The organism is Undibacterium sp. WLHG33 (assembly GCF_049544815.1).
In the GTDB taxonomy this organism is placed as follows: Bacteria; Pseudomonadota; Gammaproteobacteria; order Burkholderiales; family Burkholderiaceae_D; genus Undibacterium.
Map to the genome: position 1 here is coordinate 2574089 of NZ_CP186697.1, position 22477 is coordinate 2596565.

Sequence of the window (22477 nt, forward strand, 5' to 3'; positions counted from 1 at the left end):
AAACGATACCGTCATCATTTTGAAATGGTGTGCGGATGTTTGTCATGTAAAATCCGGCGGCGAGGCGAGAGTCGATCAATGGCTCCGCTGTTTTTTTCTCACAAGGAATGACGATGTCCGAGCAGGAACAACCCATCAGCGAATTCAAAAGTAAGAGTGGTTTGCGGCGTATTTTTTCGGCTTTTTTTTATTCGATTGATGGCTTTCGTTCAGCGTGGATCAACGAACATGCCTTCCGCCAGGAACTAGTGCTGGTGATAGTTGGTGTTATTGTTGCCCTGAGTTTGCCTGTATCCGCAATTGAGAAGCTGATGATGATTTCGGTGTTATTACTGATTCTGGTCGTTGAGCTGCTGAATTCTGCCATTGAAGCGGTGGTGGACAGAGTTTCCCTCGAACGTCACACCCTGTCTAAAAATGCCAAGGACTTTGGCAGTGCCGCTGTACTACTGACTTTTTTTATTGCAATCGGTACCTGGGCTGTTATTTTAGTCAATCGCTTTTACCCATAAGAAAAAACATGTTACCCACAATTTTAACGACACGTGATGCCGCTCTGGAAAGTGCGCTCAGCGATGCGATCAATCACAAAACCAAGCCGCTGGGAAGTCTGGGGCGACTAGAGCAACTGGCCTTACAAATCGGCCTGATACAGCAAACCACTAACCCGGTGCTGCGTGACCCGGCCATTATTGTGTTTGCAGCCGATCACGGTGTTGTTGCAGAGGGAATCTCCGCTTTTCCGCAAGATGTCACCTGGCAGATGGTTGAAAATTTTCTCAGCGGCGGCGCGGCAATTAATGTGTTTGCCAGACAAAATAATATTGAGCTGCAGATTGTCGATACGGGCGTGAATCATGAATTTGGTCAGAAAAACGGTTTGATTCAACGTAAAGTCGCCCCCGGTACACGTAATTTTGCACAGCAGCCAGCGATGACACCGGAGCAATGTCAAATGGCCATACAGAACGGGCGTGAACTGGTTGCTGCTTTACCCGGTAACGTGCTTGGCTTTGGCGAAATGGGTATCGGCAACACGACGGCCGCTGCGGCGTTGATGCATATATTGACATCGCTGCCAGTCGCCGATTGTGTCGGAGCCGGTACCGGATTATCTGCTGATGGCATACGACATAAGCAAAAGGTTATTGAGGCAGCCGTTGCCTTACATGCCGGTGTAAGCGAGCCTCTTGACGTGTTGGCTTGTTTTGGCGGTTTTGAAATTGCGACGATGGCCGGAGCCATGCTGGAAGCGGCTGCACGTCGTAAGGTCTTGCTGATCGATGGGTTTATTGTCAGCAGCGCCTTGCTTGTCACTGCACGACTGCAACCGGATATTCTCGATTACTGTGTGTTTTCCCATCAATCTGATGAAAGTGGTCATGCTCGCTTACTGCAAGCGCTTCAGGTAAATCCTGTGCTGAAACTCGATCTGCGTCTGGGGGAGGGTACGGGGGCTGCACTGGTCTATCCTATGGTGCAGGCAGCGGTGAATTTCCTGAATCAGATGGCGACATTTGGTTCAGCGCAAGTCAGCGAAAAGAGTGCTGGCTGATGGCGCTGTTAGGGCAGCATGCGCTACATCAGCTGCGCTTGTTTTTTATTGCGCTGCAGTTCTTTACGCGCATTCCTATTCCGGGCTGGGTGGGCTTTGATCCTGCCTGGCTGCACCATGCTTCACGTTATTTCCCTGCGGTCGGTTGGGTAGTCGGTGCGGTTGCGGCCAGTACCTATGCGATTGCATCGTTATGGTGGCCAGCCGCTGTCGCAATCCTGATGTCTATGGTGGCAAGTATTTTGTTGACTGGCGCATTTCACGAAGACGGGTTTGCCGACGTCTGCGATGGATTTGGCGGCGGGATGACACCGGCACGGGTACTGGAGATCATGAAAGACTCGCGTGTCGGTGCGTACGGTGCGATTGGCATGTGCCTGATGTTATTGAGTAAATTTATCGTACTGGTGAGCTTGCCGACCGTGTTGGTCATACCCGCTTTACTGCTTGCTCACCCATTGTCGCGTTTGTTCTCCTGTAGTCTGATCTGGCTGCTCAGTTACGCGAAACAGGAAGGAAAAGCCAAGCCACTGGCGCAGAAGATGACCTCAAATGAATTCGGTATCGCTTGCCTGACGGTGTTGCTACCCGCTGGAGCTATTTTGTTCTGGCAGCCTTTGATGACAGACCGTTTGTTGCCCGCAATGGTTTTAATGTTGCTGGCCAGTTTCTGGCTGGCCCGCGTATTTTTCAAAAAAATCGGCGGATATACCGGTGATTGCCTGGGGGCAGTGCAGCAGCTATCTGAGCTCGCTTTTTATCTTGGTGTACTGGCACGCGTTGTCAGTACCAGTCCTTAAGCTGATTTGTCCGGAGACGATGCTGCTGCATTTGATACGTCACACCCGGCCGCTGATTGCTCCCGGTATTTGCTATGGTCAGTCGGATGTTGCAGTTGATTTGTCCGATTGCACGTCGCTCGCTACCCGCCTGAGTCAACGCTGGCCATCGCATGTCCCTGTGTACTCCAGTCCTTTACAGCGTTGTACAAAGCTGGCCGAATTGTTGCATCCGGCACCACGTACCGATGCCCGTATCGTGGAGCTGGGTTTTGGTCATTGGGAAATGCAGGCTTGGGATTTGATTTCACGCGCAGAAATTGATGCCTGGGCTGCTGATGTTGTTCATTATCGTCCCGGGCAACAGGAAAATCTTGTGCAGATGACTGACAGAGTGATTGCATTTCTGGTGGAGTTACATGCGACAGCGGAACCGGAAGCGGTGATTGTCTGCCATGCTGGCGTCATTAAAATCATCTCTGCATGGGAGCACGGCCTTGAAAGTGTCAGCATCGCGCAACGGGCGGCACAGAGCAGAGACGAATTTTCTTATGGTTGTTGCATGGATGTTAATATTGTCATGTAGGATATGAACGTTGGTTTTCCAGTCGGAGTCCGGAAAACCTGTTGCGCATTATCCGGTGACATTATTCTTATGATAGAACTCAGACGAGCCCCGCGTATCAATGTGAGCTGGCGTTGCGGCATCAGGATGCCGGATGGCCATTTGTTGTTGTGCCGGGCAGTGAATATTTCCGGTGAGGGTGTGTTACTTCAGTGTCAGGAAAGTCTGCAGCTGACACGAAGCTATCCGATGATGATAGAAATTCCCGGTATCACCAACAGCAACGATATTTTCCGTGTCGCGTGTAAAGGAGCAGTCCGGCATATCATTCTGACCGGTGGCCATTATCATGCCGGCATGCATCTGACAAATATGTCTGATTTGCATAATGAGCTCGTCAATGCCTGGATTTCCAGAGCAAATAAGTTCGCTTCCTTGTAAGCGCATCTTGCATTCGCAGTAATGTTGTTTTCATCCCCATCCTTGCCCGACTTGTCATCTGCCGATAGAATGGCGGGGTTTTGGTGCTCGTGGACATGTTCATGTCTGCAGTTAAACGGGAAACACGATGTAATTCCGGAGTTGTCCGTCAATCTGTGTGCGTAAGTCGCACGGCATAAGTCAGATTGCGGAATTTCACGATGAAAAGCAAGAGTGTGCTGCCCCCGCAACGGTGTACAAGTTGCTGTATTTCTTTCTGTTGATTATCGCGACCTTGTTACGATAAATACGAGAGATACGGCCAGCCATTTTCCAATACCACTGTGCGTTGATGCATGGGAAGGTCAGATGGTGATACTTGTCAGCCCGGATACCGGCCAGAATAAGTGAAGTGATACAGCTGCGACTTTCAGCAACGGCATGAACCGTGCGGAAAGCTCAGACGTTCACTTTGTTGAATACAGCCTACGGGGAAGTTGGCTGTATGCCTCCTTATTTCTAAATCATGAACTCTGTATTCAAACCTCTTGCCATGGGTTTTGCCGTGGCCGCCGCATTTCCAGCATCGTCTGCGCTTGCTCAATCAATTTCTGTTGCCACCGCATCGAGCGTGATTATCACTGCTGCTCGTCAGCCACAGGCCGCAATTGATGTTCTCGCCGACAATGTCGTGATCACTGCCGAGCAAATTCAACAATCAGGCGCTGCATCCGTCGTCGATCTGCTGCAACAACAACGCGGTATAGAAATCAGTCGCAATGGCGGTCCAGGTAATAATTCTTCCGTATTTATGCGTGGTGGTAACAACACGCAAAATCTGGTGTTGATTGACGGTGTCCGTGTTGGTTCTTCCACAACAGGCGGTGCCAGCTGGTCGACGATTCCATTGAGTCAGATTGACCATATTGAAATCGTTTATGGCCCTTTGTCCAGCCTGTATGGTGCTGATGCCATGAGTGGCGTGATTCACATTTTTACAAAGAAAACGCCGGGTGCGTTGAATGCAACTGCTTCGGTTGGCGCCGGCAGTTACGGTACGCGTAAATTGCAGGCCGGAGTTTCCGGATCCGTCAGCAGTAATCTGAGTCTGGCGCTGAATGTGGCGCATGACGAAGATGATGGTTTTTCCGCAACCAAACCGGGCGCCGGTATCTATTCCTACAACCCCGACAAAGACGGCTACAAACTCGACAGTGTCAGTCTGCGCGCAGATTACGAAGTCAGCAAAGACCTCGGGTTCGGTGCCAAGTTTTTACAAAGTCGCTTACACGCTCAGTTTGATTCCGGTCTTGGATATGATGATTACAATGTACAGAATTTAGAAACGATCTCTGTTTTTGGTAAGGGGCGGATCAATGATATCTGGACTGCATCTCTGACCGTTGCGCAGTCAGCAGACAGAGGTTTTACCGATGCCTCTTACGGTAAGAGTCAGATCGACACAGTGCAGAATCTGACCACGTTCCAGAACGATATCCGTGTTGGTAAAGACGTGCTGCAATTGCTGGCAGAGCGCCGCGAAGAAACCGTATATGCAACGACCCCGGCACTCAATGGTGAGCGTAAAACGGATTCTCTTGCTGCATCTTATATCCTGAAACATGAGGCACATCTGGCGAGTGCGAGCTTTCGCTATGATCGCAGCTCAGTCTATGGTTCCCACACCACAGGCAGTATCGCTTATGGATATAAACTGAATGATGCGTGGCGTGTGAACGCCAGTTATGGCAGCAGTTTCCGCGCACCGACGTTTAACGAGTTGTATTACCCGGGGTATGGCGTTGCATCAAACAAGCCCGAGCAGGCAAAAAATGCCGAAGCAGGTATTTATTATGAGTTCGGTGATACGCAGCTGAGTGCCGTTTTTTATCAGAACAAGGCGACTGATTTGCTCGTCAGCACGAATACCTGCCCTGTGGACGTCAAAGGTCATCCTTACGGTTGTGCGTACAACGTGAACAAAGCCACGATGTCCGGACTGACCGTCGGCGCAAACACCCGCATCGGTGACTGGAGTCTGCGTGGCTCTGTCGATATTCAGGACCCGAAAGACGATACCACCGGCTTGCGGCTTGCCCGTCGCTCCAAAAAACATGGTTCGCTGGCGGCAGAATACACCATAGCGAAAGCCAAAATCGGCGCAGAAACCGTGTTTTCCGGTGACCGTTTCGACGATGTCGCAAACAAAAAGACGCTGGCGGGATACGGCCTGCTGAATATTTACGGCACGTATGAAGTTGCAAAAAATTTGTCGCTGATTGGTCGCTGGAATAATGCGCTGAACAAAGACTACGAGCTGGCGAAAAATTACGCAACTGCAGGATCGAGTGTCTTTGTCGGATTGAATTACGGCTTTAAATAATCAAAGCAAAAATTGAATCATGCATTAAAGCGGTATTCAACATGAAGAAGAATCTGTGTCCGAATGCGGGCACAGATTTTATTTATAGAACTTACGCAAAACCGCCCCAGCGGTGTTATGGCGCCTAGTCGTACTATTCGTACTGTCTTCGTCGCTATGCCTTGCTGGGACAATTTTGCGTCAGTCCTAATTTAAATTAATCGGGCTGTACATGCGCAACAAGTTTCGTTTTTTCAGTTCGCAACCGATGCAGGACGGCTTAATGCCTGCAAGCCGGGCGAAGCAACATGCCGGTCTGATATTTGGTTTTCTGCTGTTTTTCACCTTCGCCAGTATTGTATTTGCTGGCCTCACTGGTTCTGTTGCGCTGAGCTTTTCCGATCTCGCCGATGCGGCGATGGAGCTGATGCACGGCCCCGCCAATTCGCTGGCTGCAAGTTTGCTCGAATTGCGGCTTTCGCGTGCATTCACAGGATTCATCACCGGTGCCACGCTTGCCTTGTCCGGCGTCATGATGCAGGCCTTGTTGCGTAATCCCCTCGCAGATCCTTATGTACTGGGCATTTCCGGCGGAGCATCTGTCGGTGCGCTGGCCACAATCTTATTCTATGGCGCGTTCTGGATGGTTGATCTGGCTGCGTTCGGCGGGGCGCTTGCGGTTGCCTTGCTCTTATTCGGCCTTGCTTATCGTGATTTCCGTGGCAGCGGCAGCAGCGATGGCAGCGCGCCCGTGTTATTGCTGACCGGCGTGATAGTCGCGTCCGGTTGCGGTGCATTGATTACCTTAATGTTGTCGGTAGCACCCGACAGCCGTTTGCGCGGCATGGTGTTCTGGATGATAGGCGATTTATCCGGGGCGCAGTCGCGCTATTTGCCTTGGGTGGTCGGCGCTGGCGTATTTTTGTTTGCGATGCGAAATGCGCGTGCGATCAATATTGCAGCGATGCATGCCGATGTCGCCAGTACGCTGGGCGTGAATATCGGACGTTTGCGCCAGCTCTTATTTTTATGTTCGGCCTTACTGACCGCCAGTGCGGTCAGCACTGCCGGCAGTATAGGATTTGTCGGGCTGATTATGCCGCATGCATGTCGCTTTGCTCTGGGGCCAGACCACCGTTTATTGATCCCAGCTACAACGCTGGCGGGGGGCAGTTTTCTGGTCCTTGCCGACACGATTGCGCGTACCGTGGTGGCACCACAGCAGTTGCCGGTGGGGGTAATTACCGCCGTCATCGGCGTGCCGGTGTTTTTGTTGCAGTTGCATCAGTTGCGCCGCCGCTAACGAGAATGGGACGATAACGATGAAAACCCATCATTTGAATTTAACTGCAGGAAAACGCCTGCTGGTGCAAGAGCTGAATTGGCAGGTAAACGCGGGCGAATGCTGGTGCATTATTGGCCGTAATGGTGCCGGCAAAAGTACCTTGTTACGCACGCTGGCAGGCTTGCGCCCGGTGGAATCCGGCGACATTTTTTTAGATGGCAAATCGCTGTCGGCCTGGCCGCTGGCAGAGCTTGCACGTGAACGCGCTTTTTTATCGCAATCCCGCGTTGATGCGTTCGGTTATTCAGCGATCGAAACGGTATTGAGCGCACGCCATCCCTATCACGATGCTCATTACTGGGAGTCCGGTGATGACATACAGATTGCTTTAGATACGATGCGCGAACTGGACGTTGACGATCTGGCGCAACGCGATGTCCGTAGCTTGTCAGGTGGAGAGCGTCAGCGTGTCGCGATCGCCGCTTTGCTGGCGCAGGATGCGCAACTGATGCTGCTGGATGAACCTGCAAACGCACTCGATCTTGCGCATCAGGTTAGTGTCATGCAATTGATGTCGCGCTGTTGCCGCGAAAAAAATAAGTCCGTCGTCATGGTCAGTCATGATCTGAATCTGGCCCAACGCATTGCCAGTCATGCTTTGCTGTTGATGGGCGATGGCCAGTGGCTGGCTGGCAGTGCGGCCGACATGCTGACTGCCGAACAACTCGGCGCTTGTCTCGGTTATCCGATTGAACGTTTCGAGCATCATGGTCAGATACTTTTTATTCCGAAAAATTAAATAAATATGAGCGAGACTCCCACTACCCCGATTGCATCAGCCATCGAAAGCGACAATATCAACACCCGCCATCAGCGCCGCATGGAACGCAAGAAGGCGCTGATGGATGAAAAAATTCAGCAAGCCCAGCGTACGACAGGTGTATTGCTGATTCATACCGGCAATGGCAAGGGTAAGAGTTCCAGCGCATTTGGGATGGTGATGCGCGCATTAGGGCATGGCATGAAAGTCGGCGTGGTGCAATTCATTAAAGGCGCGATGTCAACCGGAGAAGAAATTTTTCTGCGTCGTTTTCCTGATGAAGTCGAGTTCTATGCGATGGGGGAGGGGTATACCTGGGAGACGCAGAATCGTGATCGTGATATTGAAAAAGCGACGGTCGCATGGGCGCAGGCGAAGAAATTTCTGAGTGATCCCAGCATCGGCCTGGTGGTGTTTGATGAACTCAATATTGCGTTGAAATATCATTATCTGGATCTTGATACGGTGATTGCCGATCTGGATGCTCGTCCTGAAATGCAGCACGTGGTCGTTACCGGTCGCGGTGCATTACCGGAACTCATAGCGATTGCGGATACCGTGACCGAGATGAATGTCGTGAAACATGCGTTTAAAGATGGCATCGTCGCGCAAGCAGGAGTTGAATGGTGATAGCTCAGGCAAAAGTGGTGTTGGTATCTGCGATTGCGTCCGGACAAGGAAAGACAACAACAACGGCAGCGCTTGCCCGCAAATTGCGTGGGCAGGGCAAGATCGTCAGAGTTTTTAAAACCGGGCCGGATTTTATCGACCCGATGATTCTGGAGCGTGCCAGTGGCGCCCCGGTTTATTCACTTGATTTGTGGATGGTGGGCCAATCAGCATCGCAGGCTAAGCTGGCGCAGGCAGCGCTGGAAGCGGATGTGATTCTGATTGAAGGCGTGATGGGTTTGTATGATGGACGTCCCTCTTCCGCCGATCTGGTGCGTGCTTTCGGCGTGCCGGTACTTGCGGTGCTGGACGTTGCTGCGATGGCGCAGACTGTGGGGGCGCTGGCGCTGGGCTTGCGCGACTTCGGCCCGGTTCATCTGGCAGGCGTGATCGCTAACCGGGTCGCCTCTGCCGGACATGGAAAAATGGTGGCCGCGGCGATGCGTGATATTCCTTTGCTCGGATGTCTGCAGCGTCAGGCTGAAGTGCTGCCTGAGCGACATCTGGGGCTGGTACTGCCGGATGAAGTCGGACAAATCGATGCCATACTCGATACCATGGCAGAACAGCTGGAGCTCGATATGCAGGCATGGGATGCCTTGCCTGAGACACAGTTTGAGCAGACTAATCCTGTTGCGATTCCTCGCTTGTTGGCAGACAAAAAAATTGCGGTTGCCCGTGATGCCGCATTTGCATTTATCTATGCCGCCAATCTGGATACGTTGCGTATGCTGGGCGCTGAATTACTGTTTTTTTCTCCGCTTGCCGATCAACCTGTTCCTGTGCAAGCCGACGCCTTGTATCTGCCCGGTGGTTATCCTGAATTACACGCGGCTACCCTCAGCGCTGCGCAGTGCTGGACAGCATCGGTCAGGGCCGCACATGCTGCCGGTGTGCCGATACTGGCCGAGTGCGGCGGCATGATGGCGCTGACCGACGGATTGGTCGATCAGGACGGGCAGCATTGGACGATGGCGGGTTTACTAAGTGGCGAAGTGCATATGCAGAAAAAGCTGGCAGCGCTCGGTGCGCAGGCATGGCATTTTTCTGACGGCGATTTACGTGGACACACTTTTCATTATTCGCGCTTCGAAACGTCGCTGCATCCAGTCGCGCACACCATCAAAAATGCGCATTACTCCGATAGCGATCAGGGCGAAGCGATTTATCAGTGTGGGCAGCTGTATGCCTCGTATTTCCACGCTTATTTTGCTTCAAACCCGATCGCCGCCGCGCGCTTGTTTTTAAGGGATTGAGATGAGTCTCAGTTTGATTTTTGGCGGGGCCCGTTCAGGTAAAAGTGCGTATGCAGAGCAACTGGCGTGTCGTCTATCTGCGAATGGCGGCAAGCAGGTCATTTACCTCGCAACCGCAACGGCAGCCGACAGTGAGATGCAACAACGGATAGCGCATCACCAAAGCCGCCGTCCGGCGGATTGGCTCACCCTTGAGCAGACAACAGCACTGGGTACGGCGATACGGATATACAGCCAGCCCGGAACCGTCTTGCTGATTGATTGCCTGACTGTCTGGCTGTCGAATTTACTATTTTCGGACAATACCGAATTTCCTGAGGTCGGTCAGATTACACCGCCAGCATTATTCGCGGAACAAAGGAGCGACATGCTTAACGCACTGGAGCAGGCAGCGGGCGACGTTATTCTGGTGTCGAATGAGGTCGGTATGGGCATTGTTCCGATGGGGGCGATTTCACGCTGGTTTGTTGATGAGGCCGGGCGTTTGAATCAGGCCGTGGCCGCCAGCTGTGACAATGTCGCCTGGGTCGCGGCGGGCTTGCCTTTGTTTTTGAAGGGGGCTGCATGCTGATGATGACCGGTTTGACGACCGCTTTGTGTTTGCTGTTCGGTGTCGCGCTGGATATGGCATTCGGCGAAGTCAGAAAATGGCATCCATTGGTGGGCTTCGGGCATCTGGCAAACCGGGTGGAACAAAGCCTGAACCGCGCATCGGCAAACCGCTGGACTGGGGCCGTTGCCTGGTTGCTGGTCGTGCTGCCGTTCGTGTTGTTGACCCTGCTGACGTTGTTGCTCGCCCATCATTACACGACCTGGCTGGCTCCTGTTTTGCACGGCATTTTGCTGTATTTTTGCCTCGGCCTGCGCAGCTTACGCGACCACAATTTACCGATACAACAAGCGCTGCAGGATGGTGATATCGCGAGCGCGCAAAGGCTGACATCGTATATCGTTAGTCGCGATACCGATGATGCGAATGCAGAATATCTGGCCAAAGCCAGCGTTGAATCGGTCCTGGAAAACGGTTGTGATGCAGTATTCGGTACCTTGTTCTGGTTTATGCTGCTGGGTGGCGCTGGTGCCGTTTTATATCGTCTGGCAAATACGCTGGATGCTATGTGGGGTTATCGTACCAGCCGGTTTTTACGTTTTGGCTGCGTCGCGGCACGTATTGACGATAGTTTGAACTGGCTGCCCGCACGCCTGACTGCGCTGACTTATGCCATCCTTGGCAACACGCGCCTGGCCTTGCAATGCTGGCAGCAGCAGGCATCACGCTGGCCCAGTCCGAATGCGGGTCCTGTCATGGCAGTGGGAGCCGGTGCGCTGCATCTGACTTTGGGCGGAAATGCCCGCTACGATGGTGAGAATGAAAACCGTCCACTGTTAGGCAAAGGAAAACTTGCGGCAGCGTCGGATATTCAACGTGCATGGCAACTGGTTTTTGGCGGCACTCTGCTGTGGCTGGGCATCGTCATCCTGATCGCATTGTTTTTTAGCGGGATTTTATATGCTTAAACACGGCGGCAATTTACGTGATGCAGCACGCATATTTTCTCGCCCGCTCGATGACTGGCTGGATTTATCGACCGGCATTAATCCTCATTTCTATCCGGCACCTGTGCTTGCGCCAAACGCCTGGCACAGATTGCCTGAGTATTCCGACGAATTAATCAACGCGGCGCAAAACTTTTACGGTGCTCCGCGTATGTTAGCGGTGGCTGGCAGCCAGGCCGCAATTCAGGCCTTACCGCGTTTGCGTTCGCTCTCGCGGGTGGTGGTGTCTGCTCCTTCTTACGCCGAGCACGCCTATCAGTGGCGACAGGCCGACCATACAGTCAGCGAAACCCGTTATCAGGATTTGCACGACGCAGTGGCAAATGCCGATGTGGTCGTCTTGTGTAATCCAAATAATCCTACTGGTGAGGTGATCGCCCCGGCGCAACTTCTGCAATGGGCTGAACAACTGGCTCAGCGCGGTGGTTGGCTGATTGTGGACGAGGCGTTTGCCGATACCCTGCCGGACATCAGTGTCGCAGCACACACACAGCGTGAGGGTTTGATTGTCTTGCGGTCCGTCGGCAAGTTTTTTGGTCTGGCTGGTATCCGGCTTGGTTTCGTCGCAGCCTGCAATTCCTTGCTGGAACGTCTGGCGAATTACCTGGGCCCGTGGACTATCAGTGGCCCGGCGCAACAAATTGCGCTTGCAGCTTTATCTGATACGGGTTGGCAGCAAGATCAAAGGCTGCTTTTACAGTATGAAGGTGAGCGTCTGCGCTGCCTGTTGATGCAACAGAACTGGCAATGTTCCGGCACGGATTTATTTCAGTGGATCTGTGACCAGCACTTACAACAGCAAAGCGAGGCACTGTTTCATTTCATGGCTGAACGCGGTATCTGGCTACGCTGGTTTGAGGCGGGCGTACTCAGGCCGCATGGCGTGCGTTTTGGCTTGCCTGCAAATGAAGCCGGGTGGCAGCGTTTGCAACTGGCTTGCGCTGAATGGACGAGCCGGAGATGACCGCCCATGTCAGTCACAAGAATAAGACAAAAAAGAGAGCAAAAAAGAGGGTAAGAATATGAACATATTTTTCTGTCGTTTTTTCATATCGGGTATCGTTACCCTGCTGTTGGCCACATCGGCGCAGGCGGCAATCAGTGTGACGGATGACCTTGGTCATACTGTCAGTTTAGCCAAGCCGGCACAGCGGGTGATTAGTCTGTCACCGCATGTCACTGAATTGATTTTTGCTGCAGGTGCAGGTGACAAAATTATAGGCACAGTCAAATACAGTGATTATCCCGCAGCAGCAAAAGAGATTCCGCGCATAGGCGATAACCGGCAGTTTGATCTGGAACGCATTATGGCGATGAAACCTGATTTGCTGGTGATCTGGATGCACGGTGCTTTTGAGCGCCAGTTGGAAGTGTTGAAACAATCGGGCGTGCCATTTTTTTTCAGCGATCCGCAAAAGCTGGAACAGATTCCCGACACCATCCTCAAACTCGGGAGTTTGCTTGGTACCGAAAAAGCAGCACAACTTTCAGCGAACGATTTCCGCCAGCAGTTGCAGCAACTGCGTGCGCAGTATCAGGGAAAAGCGAAAGTACGGACGTTTTATCAGGTATGGCACAAGCCTTTGTATACGCTCAATGATAAGCATATTGTCAGCGATGCGATACGTGTCTGCGGCGGTGAAAATATTTTTGGCAAACTGAATGTGACCGCACCTGTCGTCAGCGTTGAAGCCGTATTGCAGGAAAATCCGGAAGTATTAATCAGTGCGGAAAGCCGCAATCAGGCTTCAAATGGTATTGATCAATGGAAAAGCATGACATCGTTGCTGGCCGCAAAAAACAATAATCTGGTACTGATCGATGGCGATCTGGTGAACCGATCCGGCCCACGGATTATTGATGGCGCTAAAGCGATATGTGAAGCGCTGGATCAAGCGCGACAAAAACGCGACAAGGCCGTGATACCACCACAAGGAAAAAAATGAATACAGCCCCTTTGTTTGAGCGTATCGCCTGCTTATCTACCGAAGCCGTGGAAGTTTTATATGCGCTAGGCGCAGAAGATTGCATCGCAGGTATTTCCGGTTACACCACAAGACCAGCGCGTGCCCGTGATGAGAAGCCCAAGGTCAGTGGTTTTTCCTCTGCGCAGATTGAGCGGATACTGGCGGTGAAGCCCGATCTGGTGATTGCCTATTCCAATATGCAATCCGAGATTGTGCGCGAACTGATCAGCGCTGGTATTGAAGTCCATGCGTTCAATCAGCATCATGTTGCAGGTATTCTGCACATGATCAAAGTGTTAGCTGCACTGGTAGGGAAACAGGAGCAGGGTGCGCAGTTGATCGCAGAACTGCAGGCGCAAATCGATGTTATCCACCATCAGGCTGCGCAGTGGACGCACAGACCGAAGGTTTATTTTGAAGAGTGGAATGAGCCGCTGATGTCCGGTATCGGCTGGGTATCTGAGTTGATACAGATTGCCGGTGGCGACGATGTGTTTGCCGATCTGGCCGGTTTTCATAGCGCCAGACAGCGCATCATTGCTGACCCGGCCGAAGTGGTTCGACGCGCGCCGGATATCATTATCGGCTCATGGTGCGGAAAAAAATTCCGGCCGGACAGTGTGGTTACACGCGAAGGCTGGGATGCGATTCCGGCTGTTCGTCATGGGCGGGTATTGGAAATCAAATCGGCAGACATACTCTCGCCGGGGCCTTCGGCAATCCTGCACGGACTTCTGCAATTGCATGTACTGATTGCGGAGTGGCAGGCCTCGCAAACATTGTCTGTAACACGTTCGCCACTCATCCCGGCGGTCGAGACTTAACGTCGTGGAAATGAACAGAGCGGTTCTTTCATCTTCTCGTTTTTCTTTGTGTCTGCCTTAACTTTTTGAGAAAGCATAGTCGTATGCAGATTTCTACTTTAATGGTACAGGGCACGACCTCGGATGCGGGCAAAAGTACGGTGGTTGCGGCGCTCTGTCGCTTGTTGCAGCGAGACGGTGTGCGGGTGGCGCCGATGAAGCCGCAAAACATGGCACTGAACAGCGCCGTGACGATTGATGGCGGCGAGATCGGGCGTGCCCAGGCTTTGCAGGCCATCGCCGCCGGTGTGCCTGCGCATACCGATATGAATCCTGTGTTGTTGAAGCCATCCTCTGATACCGGAGCGCAAGTCATCATTCATGGCAAGGTTCGGGCAGACATGGATGCACGTGACTACCATCAGTACAAAACGATCGCGATGGGGGCTGTGCTGGAGTCGTATCAGCGACTGCAAAATCAATATGATGCAATTATCGTTGAGGGTGCTGGCAGCCCGGCGGAGGTGAATCTGCGTGATCGTGATATTGCCAACATGGGATTTGCTGAAGCGGTCGATTGCCCGGTGATACTGGTGGCAGATATTGATCGCGGCGGTGTCTTTGCCCATTTCATCGGGACGCTGGCGTGCTTATCTGAATCCGAGCAACAGCGCATTGTTGGCTTTGTTATTAATCGTTTTCGGGGCGATATCCGCTTGCTGGAACCGGGGCTGGAATGGCTGGAACAAAAGACTGGCAAGCCTGTGCTCGCTGTCTTACCGTATCTGCATGGCTTACAGTTGGACGCCGAAGATGCGATACAATCAGCACAACAAAGTAGCGGAAAATTCCGCATCATCGTACCTGCGATACCGCGTATTTCCAATCACACGGATTTTGATGCCTTGCGCGCGCATCCCGATGTGGATTTACAGTTTATCGGCCCTGATCATGCTATCCCGCCTGCTGATCTGATTATTTTGCCCGGCAGTAAAAATACCCGTGCCGATCTGGCGTTTCTGCAGCAACAGGGATGGCAGCAAGCGTTGGAAAAACATCTGCGCTACGGCGGCAAAGTGATAGGCATTTGCGGTGGCTATCAGATGCTGGGACAGATCATCAGCGATCCGCATGGGGTCGAAGGTGCTCCAGGCGATTCGGATGGTCTTGGCTTGCTGGATATCACAACCGAGCTGACGCAGGAAAAACGGCTGCAGCAGGTCAGTGGTCGCTGTGCTTTCGGGTTTGCCGCAGACGGCGCACCGGCAGCAGTGCAGGGCTATGAAATTCACATGGGACTGACTTACGCCAGCAATGAAACCTTGCCCGCGTTTCACCTGGATGGCGAGGACGAGGGCGCTCGCTCGCCGGATGATCTGATACTCGGCACCTATCTGCACGGATTATTTGACCACCCGGAAGCGTGCAGCGCCTTGCTGGCATGGGCGGGTCTGCAAAGTGACGCGGTCGTTGATTTGTCTGCATTACGCGAACAGAGCATTGAGCGCGTAGCGGATGCCTGCATACCGCTACTCGACGCTTTGCGCGCCTTATAGCCGGAAGGAGTGACGACCACAGCTGGTGAAAGGATTGTGAGTTTGTGGTCTTCATGCGCATAATGAGCATCTTACCTGTCGGTATTTATGCCGACGGCATGCTCGCTGTTGCCGACACTTAATGACTTCTCACTCTACTATTCGCTCTCACTATCATGCCTTTACGATTTCTGTGTCCGCTTGTTCTGGCTTTATCTTTTTCCACCTCGGTTGCGTATGCGTCTGATGCGCGGCTATTTCAGTATTCAACAATCGATGCTTTGCTTGCCGGTGCGTATGACGGCAATATTACCGTGGCTGAATTAGCCAGACACGGTGATTTCGGTATCGGTACATATAACCGTGTCGATGGCGAGATGATACTGATCGACGGCGTGTTCTATAAAGCGAAGGGCAATGGCAAAGTCGAAATCGTGCCACCGCAAGAACTTTCTCCGCTGGCGATTGTGACATATTTTCAGCCGACGAAAGAAATCAGCCTGGCAGGCGTGGCGACGCTGGCCGAACTGGAAGCCCAACTCGATGCCAGTCTGAGTAATAAAAACGCTTTCTATGCGATACGCATACAAGGAAATTTTGCGGAGATGACCACGCGCGCAATCGATCCGCAAAAGAAACCTTACAAACCTTTGGCTGAAGTCACTAAGACTCAATCCATTTTTAAACTTGGCAGCACCTCAGGGCAATTGATAGGATTTCGCAGCCCTGCATTTGTCAAAGGCTTTAATGTGCCGGGTTATCACTGGCATTATTTATCTTCCGACCTCAGTCACGGCGGACATGTGCTTGCCTTGCAGCTGACGGCAGGCAAGGCAAAAATCGCCACGATTTCTACCGTTGAATTGCAGGTGCCGGATACAGAAGGATTCATCGCTGCAGACCAGTCTAAAGACCGGGCACAGGAATTACACGCAGTCGAAAAAATCCGGGAGTAAAACATCGTGTTTTGATCTGACGATACCTTTGGGTGCAAAAGTTAATACCTTGTGTTTCATGCAATAGATCAGACGGAATTGCATTACACTCATTTTTTTCTTTTGCCTGGGGTAAGCAATGCGTCAATTATCTGTTTGGATGACGGGAGTCTGTGTCGGGTCAGTCATCGCGTCGGTGCAGGCCTCGGAACCGGCGATAATTCCTGCGACAAATCCTGATGAAGTCGCGCCATCATCGGTGCAGATTTCAGCAACCCGCGACCCGGAACTGAAATCTTACCGGCAATTACTCAAGGGTTTAAACGCTTACGAATCTCACCTGTCAAAAGCCCCTGGTTCTGTCTTTCGTTTCCTGTTAATTCCTCAGAAGCCAGATGCCAGTCTGCATGATGTTGGCCTGCGTATCGTCAGCGACGACAGTTCAATACCGATTCCGGTTGCAAACGATGGCGGTTTCACCTTACCGCGTGATAAAAAAGCGGAAGCCGATAATGCCGATTTGCTGACGAATCAGAAGAAGGGGAGCTTTCGTTGGCGGCCGGAAGTTCGCAGCGCCGGATTGACTGCCAACACGCGCCGCCTTGGCGACCTGCGTCTGGAGTGCGAAATACGCTGGGCAGTCGAATACGATGAGTTGCCGTTCCTGCGGCGGAATATGTTTCGTGCGGCTGGCGGCCCATGTCATTCATCAATGATCACAGTCATTTATTCCTCACCGTTTAAAAGCGGTGCTGCCACACTGGTGTCTGGCGAACGCAGGATGGCGCTGACATTAACCGCCGATGGTCAGCGTTATTCAGTGCCATTGCATGAGCAGAGTTGGAGTGATGATGCTGTGATTATGTTTGAACCCGTCAAACAATAATCGCAGGCATCTCTCATAGGAAGGGGAACGTTGAGATTAACGGGGGCGAGCGCATTTCAGCGCATTGATGTTGCGACCAATGAAGCCGGGCTTGGCAAAGCAAACAGGGCTTACCGGAGTAATAGGTTAATCTGTGGAACCAATTACTTTTTCACGGTATTTTTTGGTTTCCAATCGTCCGCCAGCGCTTGTGCTTCTTCGATCTGAGCTTTAGTCATTTTTTTTGCGACGTAATCACGATAGAGTGCAGCATCTTCATAATCTCCCGCAAGCGTCAGCCACTTATAGGCTTCAGTCAGATCAACGCGTGTGCCTTTTCCCTTGAAATACAGCAGGCCGAGCTGGTACTGTGCGCTGGCATTATTCTGTTCAGCGGCGAGTTCAAACAGTTCGCGGGCCTTCTTATAATCGAGTGGTGTGCCGTGACCATTCACATACAAAACACCCAGACTGTATTGCGCGTCAGCATAGCCGAGTTCGGCAGCTTTGGTGAACCAGACGACGGCAGTCTTATAATCGGGAGCGACGCCTTTCGCTTTGGCATACATGCGTGCGAGATTGACCTGTGCGCGCACGTTATTTTTTTCTGCCGATTGCTGGAACAACGCACGTGCTTTCTGATAATCCTGCTCAACACCCTCGCCGTTCAGATACATCAGTCCAAGGTTAAACTGGGCATCCGCATTGCCTTTGTTTGCAGCTGCCTGAAAGAACTTCGCTGCTTCGGTAAATTCCTGCTGCTCATACAAAGTGACACCGTCTTCAAAATCACCGGCACAAACACTTTGTACTGTGAATCCGGACAACGTGATGAAAGAGAACGTAACGAGGAGCTTGAGAGGGCGCGAATTCATATGCAAGCCTTGAAGTAACGGAGACAATAGCGGATACAGACTACGCTATTTTAGTCGGTTTTATTTTGGCTTTGCGACCGTGTTTAAACATTCTTCATATAATCTGAATCCGCCCTGAATTCAGCCTGCCGTTTCCGTGCTGACCTTATCCCAGTCATTTTCATCATCGTATTGAATCAGCCAGTTCACCACTTTATGCCATTCATGGACCGCCACAGCATTCAGACGGCCAGGTATCGGTTTGCCAGTAATGTGGGCGTGGCGTACTGCCCAGTGCATGCGATAAAGCAGATCGGCCCAGTCAAGTAAGACCGTTTTAGATTGCAAATGTATCTGCGAGCGGAGACTGTCAGGATTACGGACAATTTGTTTCCACAATAGTTCTGCGACATCTTCTTTATAGCACCCATCGGGCATACCTATGGCTTTTTGTATGCCGCTGCACCAGGCCAGAAAATGCAGAGCATCCGCAGACATTGCATTAGCTGGTATCGCCGGATCAGCATTGTTCTCCAGCATCAGTCGGCGTTCATTTTCGGAAAAATACGAATCGAGCTGCTGCGTATGAATGACATCGATTACATCGGACCTTTGTGATGCTTGTTGTAGTTGCCAGATTGCAGTTAGTGCGATCAGACGTTGAAAAACGTCTTCATTACTGCGCAATTGAATTTCATCTTCACTCTCGATGAGTGGTAATTGCAGATTGATGCGTATGCCACGTTTGTGCAGCGTCAGTTCTGACAACTCTTTACGCAGTTCCGGAGATTTCATAACAGACAAAAATTGAAAAGGTCTGAGATTGTAACAGTGCTGCGCCGGTGTTTATGATTGTTCCTCATGACCGCCCGGTTTCTGGTTTGGCTGGCAGACATCATCTCCCCCGTCAAAGGCAGACCCGGGCGTACGCAAACGTTACGCCACTGCAGTTAATAATGAGCTGAACAGATGCATCAGAAGGTGCTTACTTCTTCCTGATCTTCAGCGCTATTTGTATCCGTCAGTTGAGCAAGCACCTCGTTGACGCTGATAGCATCGACCCAGTCGCGGCGATGACTTGATGTAATAACCTGACTGTTAACCTGATCGAAGGGTGCCCATTCGGGGTTTTTTTGTCGCATCAGTGCGATGACCGGTACATGTACCGCATTGGCCAGATGCATAACGGCAGTCTCAACAGAGATGATCAGATCGCACCAGCTCAGCATCGCCGGTAGTTGAAAGAAATTTTCCTGGGCTGAAAAAAACTGAGTATTTTTCAGGTTGTATTGTTTTAAAGTTGCCTGCGTCTTAGCCAGTTTTTCTGGCGGTGCACTGACAACAAAACAAGCATTACGCCATCTCTTCATTCTTTGCATGGCTTTGATTAATTCAGCGACTTTGGGCAGTGGCCAGCAGCGTTTATTAATTTTGGCAAATGGATTAATGAAGACGACCTGATGTTTCGTTTTATCGAAGCCCCATTCCTCTAATTGAAAGCGTGCTTGTTGTAACCATTGCTTGGGAATGTTCACATAAGGGAAGCGCTCCGTTTCTTTGCTTTCAATGCCAAATGCCTGATAAAACCAGTCTGCATAAATTGTGCTGATGTGCACTTGCTGCCCCTGAAAACGGTTTTCCAGAATCGTGGCATCTAATTTTTTGTATGCAAAAAGATGATGCGGGCGCAGCAGACTGACTGGATTTTTGATCCCGATGATGAAGCCATCCGGACTGAGTCTGCGCGCCAGCGAGGCATACTGATGGGGACGGAGGATTGATAGCGAAACTACGATGGGATAGTTCTCATCTTTCGCTTCCTCGATACTTTCTGTCAGTAACGCAGGACTGTATGTGCGGCGATACACCTTGTTGAATAATTCGCATTCGCCGACCCAGTCATACAACGCATATTTTTCCAGATAAGGCCACTGACGCTCGTCGCGCGTCCTGCGTAATTCATCGATCCACAAATGCATTTCTATGTGTGGATACGTCTCGGAAAACGCTTTAAAGGAATTTTGTAAATAGCTGAAGTCACCGATAGCGAGCGGAGCGATAAATAATATTTTTTTTGTTTTTTTGAGCAGATCAGCAGGGATTTGTTGCGTTGACATGAAAGGGTGATGCTTTTCAGATGGTGGAATTGTAGCTGTTTAGTTACAGTTTGACACAGTTGGAAGAAATTGGTTCCGTTGCCGATGGGAAAAATGTTCCCGGTAAGGTGCCAGAGCAGCGAACACATTAATGCGAAATCTCATTCCATAGTGTGAAATTAAAGTTGGGGCGACTCAAGATATTTCATCTCATTTTCTGAAAACATGTTTCATATAGCAAAAATATGAATTTAAGTTATTGAATATAAAAGATAAAATTTAAGTTATATGTCTTATATAAGAGTTGGCTTGGCTTCCTAAATGGTCTATCATTAACCCATACAGTTTTGCTTTAACCTGCTGTTTTACCGGTTCGATTCCGAACAGATAGGGCGGCGCACGATATTGTTTCGTTATTGCTTCATTAAATTTTTTTTACTTCTCTAGGAGATTCATATGTCACAGTATCAAGACGACATTAAAGCCGTTTCTGCACTGAAAGAAACACAAGGTAGCGCCTGGGATGCGATTAATCCTGAATACGCTGCACGTATGCGCGCTCAGAATAAATTCAAAACTGGTCTCGACATTGCACGATACACTGCGAAAATTATGCGTCGGGATATGGCTAACTACGATGCTGATCCTTCCAAATACACTCAGTCTCTGGGTTGCTGGCATGGTTTCATCGGTCAACAGAAGATGATTTCTATCAAGAAGCACTTCAACAGCACTGATCGTCGTTACTTATACCTGTCTGGCTGGATGGTCGCTGCATTGCGTTCTGAATTCGGTCCATTGCCAGATCAGTCTATGCATGAAAAAACGGCAGTTTCCGATCTGATCAGAGAACTCTATACATTCCTGCGTCAGGCTGACGCACGTGAACTGGGTGGTTTGTTCCGTCAGCTCGATGCAGCGGAAGGCGCGGCTAAACAAGCAATTCAAGAACAAATCGATAACCACGTGACCCACGTAGTACCTATCATCGCTGATATTGATGCAGGTTTTGGTAATGCTGAAGCGACTTATCTGCTGGCAAAGCAGTTCATTGAAGCTGGTGCATGCTGTATCCAGATTGAAAATCAGGTTTCCGATGAAAAGCAATGCGGTCACCAGGACGGTAAAGTGACCGTTCCTCACGAAGATTTCCTCGCGAAAATCCGTGCGATTCGTTACGCATTCCTGGAACTCGGCGTGGATGACGGCATTATCGTTGCACGTACTGACTCTCTGGGTGCTGGTCTGACAAAACAAATCGCTGTGACACGTGAACCCGGTGATCTGGGTGACAAATACAACTCTTTCCTTGATGTTGAAGAAGTGTCGACTGAATCCATGGCGAATGGTGACGTTGTGATCAAACGTGATGGCAAACTGCTGCGCCCTAAACGTTTGCCAAGTAACTTGTTCCAGTTCCGCGCTGGTACAGGTGAAGAACGTTGCGTACTCGATTGCATCACATCTCTGCGAAACGGCGCAGACTTGTTGTGGATTGAAACTGAAAAACCACATATCGCTCAGATCGGCGGCATGGTTAAAGAAATCCGTAAAGTCATTCCAAATGCGAAACTGGTCTACAACAACAGCCCATCGTTCAACTGGACACTGAACTTCCGTCAGCAAGCTTACGATCGCATGGTTGCAGCAGGTAAAGACGTCTCTGCTTACGACCGCGCTAAGCTGATGAGTGTTGAGTATGACAACACCGAACTGGCGATCGAAGCTGATGAGAAAATCCGCACATTCCAGGCTGATGCAGCGCGCGAAGCAGGTATTTTCCATCATCTGATCACTTTGCCGACTTACCACACTGCTGCTTTGTCAACCGACAATCTGGCTAAAGAATACTTCGGTGACCAAGGTATGCTGGGTTACGTTGCTGGTGTTCAGCGTAAAGAAATCCGTCAGGGCATCGCATGCGTAAAACATCAGAACATGTCTGGCTCCGACATCGGCGATGATCACAAAGATTACTTCAGCGGTGAAGCAGCACTGAAAGCAGCTGGTAAAGACAACACTATGAATCAGTTCTCATAAAACTGATTGGCGAGCCATCTGCTCGCTAATGTAGTGAAAACCAACCCTGAAAATTGCATAGCGGTTTTCAGGGTTTTTCTATGGGAAAGCATTCTATGTGTAACTTACGCTTTT

The 22477-nt window shown here is 50.9% G+C and carries 22 protein-coding genes and 1 riboswitch; of the genes, 19 read left to right on the forward strand and 3 right to left on the reverse strand.

Translation table 11 applies throughout. The features are described 5' to 3' along the window. The first annotated feature begins 113 nt into the window (after window positions 1–113). The 18 genes from ACOTSW_RS11805 (at window position 114) to ACOTSW_RS11890 (ending at window position 17394) form a co-directional block, all read left to right on the forward strand. Window positions 114–512 (forward strand): diacylglycerol kinase, encoded by a 399-nt coding sequence (locus tag ACOTSW_RS11805; protein WP_423679284.1) that lies wholly within the window; start codon window positions 114–116, stop codon window positions 510–512. Between the two features lie 8 nt (window positions 513–520). After that, window positions 521–1555 carry a nicotinate-nucleotide--dimethylbenzimidazole phosphoribosyltransferase gene (gene cobT, locus ACOTSW_RS11810; RefSeq protein ID WP_423679285.1) on the forward strand — a complete coding sequence of 345 codons (1035 nt, stop codon included), beginning with the start codon at window positions 521–523 and terminating at the stop codon, window positions 1553–1555. Further along, window positions 1555–2355, forward strand: coding sequence for an adenosylcobinamide-GDP ribazoletransferase (locus ACOTSW_RS11815; protein ID WP_423679286.1), 801 nt, complete (start codon window positions 1555–1557; stop codon window positions 2353–2355). Before cobT ends, ACOTSW_RS11815 begins: the two co-directional genes overlap by 1 nt. Before the next feature lie 19 nt (window positions 2356–2374). After that, entirely contained in the window at window positions 2375–2920 is a 546-nt protein-coding gene (locus tag ACOTSW_RS11820; protein ID WP_423679287.1) for a histidine phosphatase family protein, read from the forward strand. 69 nt (window positions 2921–2989) lie between these two features. Beyond that, complete coding sequence (locus tag ACOTSW_RS11825) at window positions 2990–3340, forward strand: PilZ domain-containing protein (protein ID WP_423679288.1); 351 nt, start codon at window positions 2990–2992, stop codon at window positions 3338–3340. A gap of 64 nt (window positions 3341–3404) precedes the next feature. Then, window positions 3405–3736: riboswitch (cobalamin riboswitch) on the forward strand. A gap of 109 nt (window positions 3737–3845) precedes the next feature. After that, window positions 3846–5702, forward strand: coding sequence for a TonB-dependent receptor domain-containing protein (locus ACOTSW_RS11830; protein ID WP_423679289.1), 1857 nt, complete (start codon window positions 3846–3848; stop codon window positions 5700–5702). 262 nt (window positions 5703–5964) lie between these two features. Next, on the forward strand, window positions 5965–6984 hold the full coding sequence (locus ACOTSW_RS11835) for a FecCD family ABC transporter permease (protein WP_423682305.1): 1020 nt from the start codon (window positions 5965–5967) through the stop codon (window positions 6982–6984). A gap of 19 nt (window positions 6985–7003) precedes the next feature. Then, complete coding sequence (locus ACOTSW_RS11840) at window positions 7004–7765, forward strand: ABC transporter ATP-binding protein (RefSeq protein WP_423679290.1); 762 nt, start codon at window positions 7004–7006, stop codon at window positions 7763–7765. Window positions 7766–7771: 6 nt separating this feature from the next. Beyond that, window positions 7772–8416, forward strand: coding sequence for a cob(I)yrinic acid a,c-diamide adenosyltransferase (gene cobO, locus ACOTSW_RS11845; protein ID WP_423679291.1), 645 nt, complete (start codon window positions 7772–7774; stop codon window positions 8414–8416). After that, on the forward strand, window positions 8410–9711 hold the full coding sequence (locus ACOTSW_RS11850; RefSeq protein WP_423679292.1) for a cobyrinate a,c-diamide synthase: 1302 nt from the start codon (window positions 8410–8412) through the stop codon (window positions 9709–9711). The genes cobO and ACOTSW_RS11850 overlap by 7 nt, the downstream gene beginning before the upstream one ends. A gap of 1 nt (window position 9712) precedes the next feature. Continuing rightward, a complete protein-coding gene (cobU, locus tag ACOTSW_RS11855; protein ID WP_423679293.1) occupies window positions 9713–10282 on the forward strand; it encodes a bifunctional adenosylcobinamide kinase/adenosylcobinamide-phosphate guanylyltransferase in 570 nt (189 codons plus the stop codon). Continuing rightward, window positions 10282–11229 carry an adenosylcobinamide-phosphate synthase CbiB gene (cbiB, locus tag ACOTSW_RS11860; protein ID WP_423682307.1) on the forward strand — a complete coding sequence of 316 codons (948 nt, stop codon included), beginning with the start codon at window positions 10282–10284 and terminating at the stop codon, window positions 11227–11229. The genes cobU and cbiB overlap by 1 nt, the downstream gene beginning before the upstream one ends. After that, on the forward strand, window positions 11222–12232 hold the full coding sequence (cobD, locus tag ACOTSW_RS11865) for a threonine-phosphate decarboxylase CobD (protein ID WP_423679294.1): 1011 nt from the start codon (window positions 11222–11224) through the stop codon (window positions 12230–12232). The genes cbiB and cobD overlap by 8 nt, the downstream gene beginning before the upstream one ends. Window positions 12233–12290: 58 nt before the next feature. Then, window positions 12291–13214: a cobalamin-binding protein gene (locus tag ACOTSW_RS11870; protein ID WP_423679295.1), complete on the forward strand. Its 924-nt coding sequence runs from the start codon at window positions 12291–12293 to the stop codon at window positions 13212–13214. Continuing rightward, complete coding sequence (locus tag ACOTSW_RS11875; RefSeq protein ID WP_423679296.1) at window positions 13211–14059, forward strand: ABC transporter substrate-binding protein; 849 nt, start codon at window positions 13211–13213, stop codon at window positions 14057–14059. The genes ACOTSW_RS11870 and ACOTSW_RS11875 overlap by 4 nt, the downstream gene beginning before the upstream one ends. A gap of 83 nt (window positions 14060–14142) precedes the next feature. Further along, the gene (locus ACOTSW_RS11880; protein WP_423679297.1) at window positions 14143–15594 is read left to right on the forward strand and encodes a cobyric acid synthase; all 1452 of its coding nucleotides are present in this window, start codon (window positions 14143–14145) and stop codon (window positions 15592–15594) included. Between the two features lie 155 nt (window positions 15595–15749). Next, window positions 15750–16529 carry an acetolactate decarboxylase gene (gene budA, locus ACOTSW_RS11885; protein WP_423679298.1) on the forward strand — a complete coding sequence of 260 codons (780 nt, stop codon included), beginning with the start codon at window positions 15750–15752 and terminating at the stop codon, window positions 16527–16529. Between the two features lie 118 nt (window positions 16530–16647). Then, a complete protein-coding gene (locus ACOTSW_RS11890; RefSeq protein WP_423679299.1) occupies window positions 16648–17394 on the forward strand; it encodes a hypothetical protein in 747 nt (248 codons plus the stop codon). A gap of 143 nt (window positions 17395–17537) precedes the next feature. Here the strand turns inward: ACOTSW_RS11890 and ACOTSW_RS11895 are convergent, their stop codons facing one another. The 3 genes from ACOTSW_RS11895 to ACOTSW_RS11905 form a co-directional block, all read right to left on the reverse strand. Beyond that, window positions 17538–18248, reverse strand: a complete 711-nt coding sequence (locus ACOTSW_RS11895) for a tetratricopeptide repeat protein (RefSeq protein WP_423679300.1) — start codon at window positions 18246–18248, stop codon at window positions 17538–17540. A gap of 120 nt (window positions 18249–18368) precedes the next feature. Beyond that, complete coding sequence (locus ACOTSW_RS11900; protein ID WP_423679301.1) at window positions 18369–19022, reverse strand: DUF4272 domain-containing protein; 654 nt, start codon at window positions 19020–19022, stop codon at window positions 18369–18371. Window positions 19023–19201: 179 nt separating this feature from the next. Then, the gene (locus tag ACOTSW_RS11905; protein WP_423679302.1) at window positions 19202–20344 is read right to left on the reverse strand and encodes a glycosyltransferase family 9 protein; all 1143 of its coding nucleotides are present in this window, start codon (window positions 20342–20344) and stop codon (window positions 19202–19204) included. A 435-nt stretch (window positions 20345–20779) separates the two neighbouring features. Here ACOTSW_RS11905 and ACOTSW_RS11910 point away from each other — a divergent pair, with 435 nt between their 5' ends. After that, on the forward strand, window positions 20780–22363 hold the full coding sequence (locus ACOTSW_RS11910; protein WP_423679303.1) for an isocitrate lyase: 1584 nt from the start codon (window positions 20780–20782) through the stop codon (window positions 22361–22363). The last annotated feature ends 114 nt before the right edge of the window (window positions 22364–22477 follow it).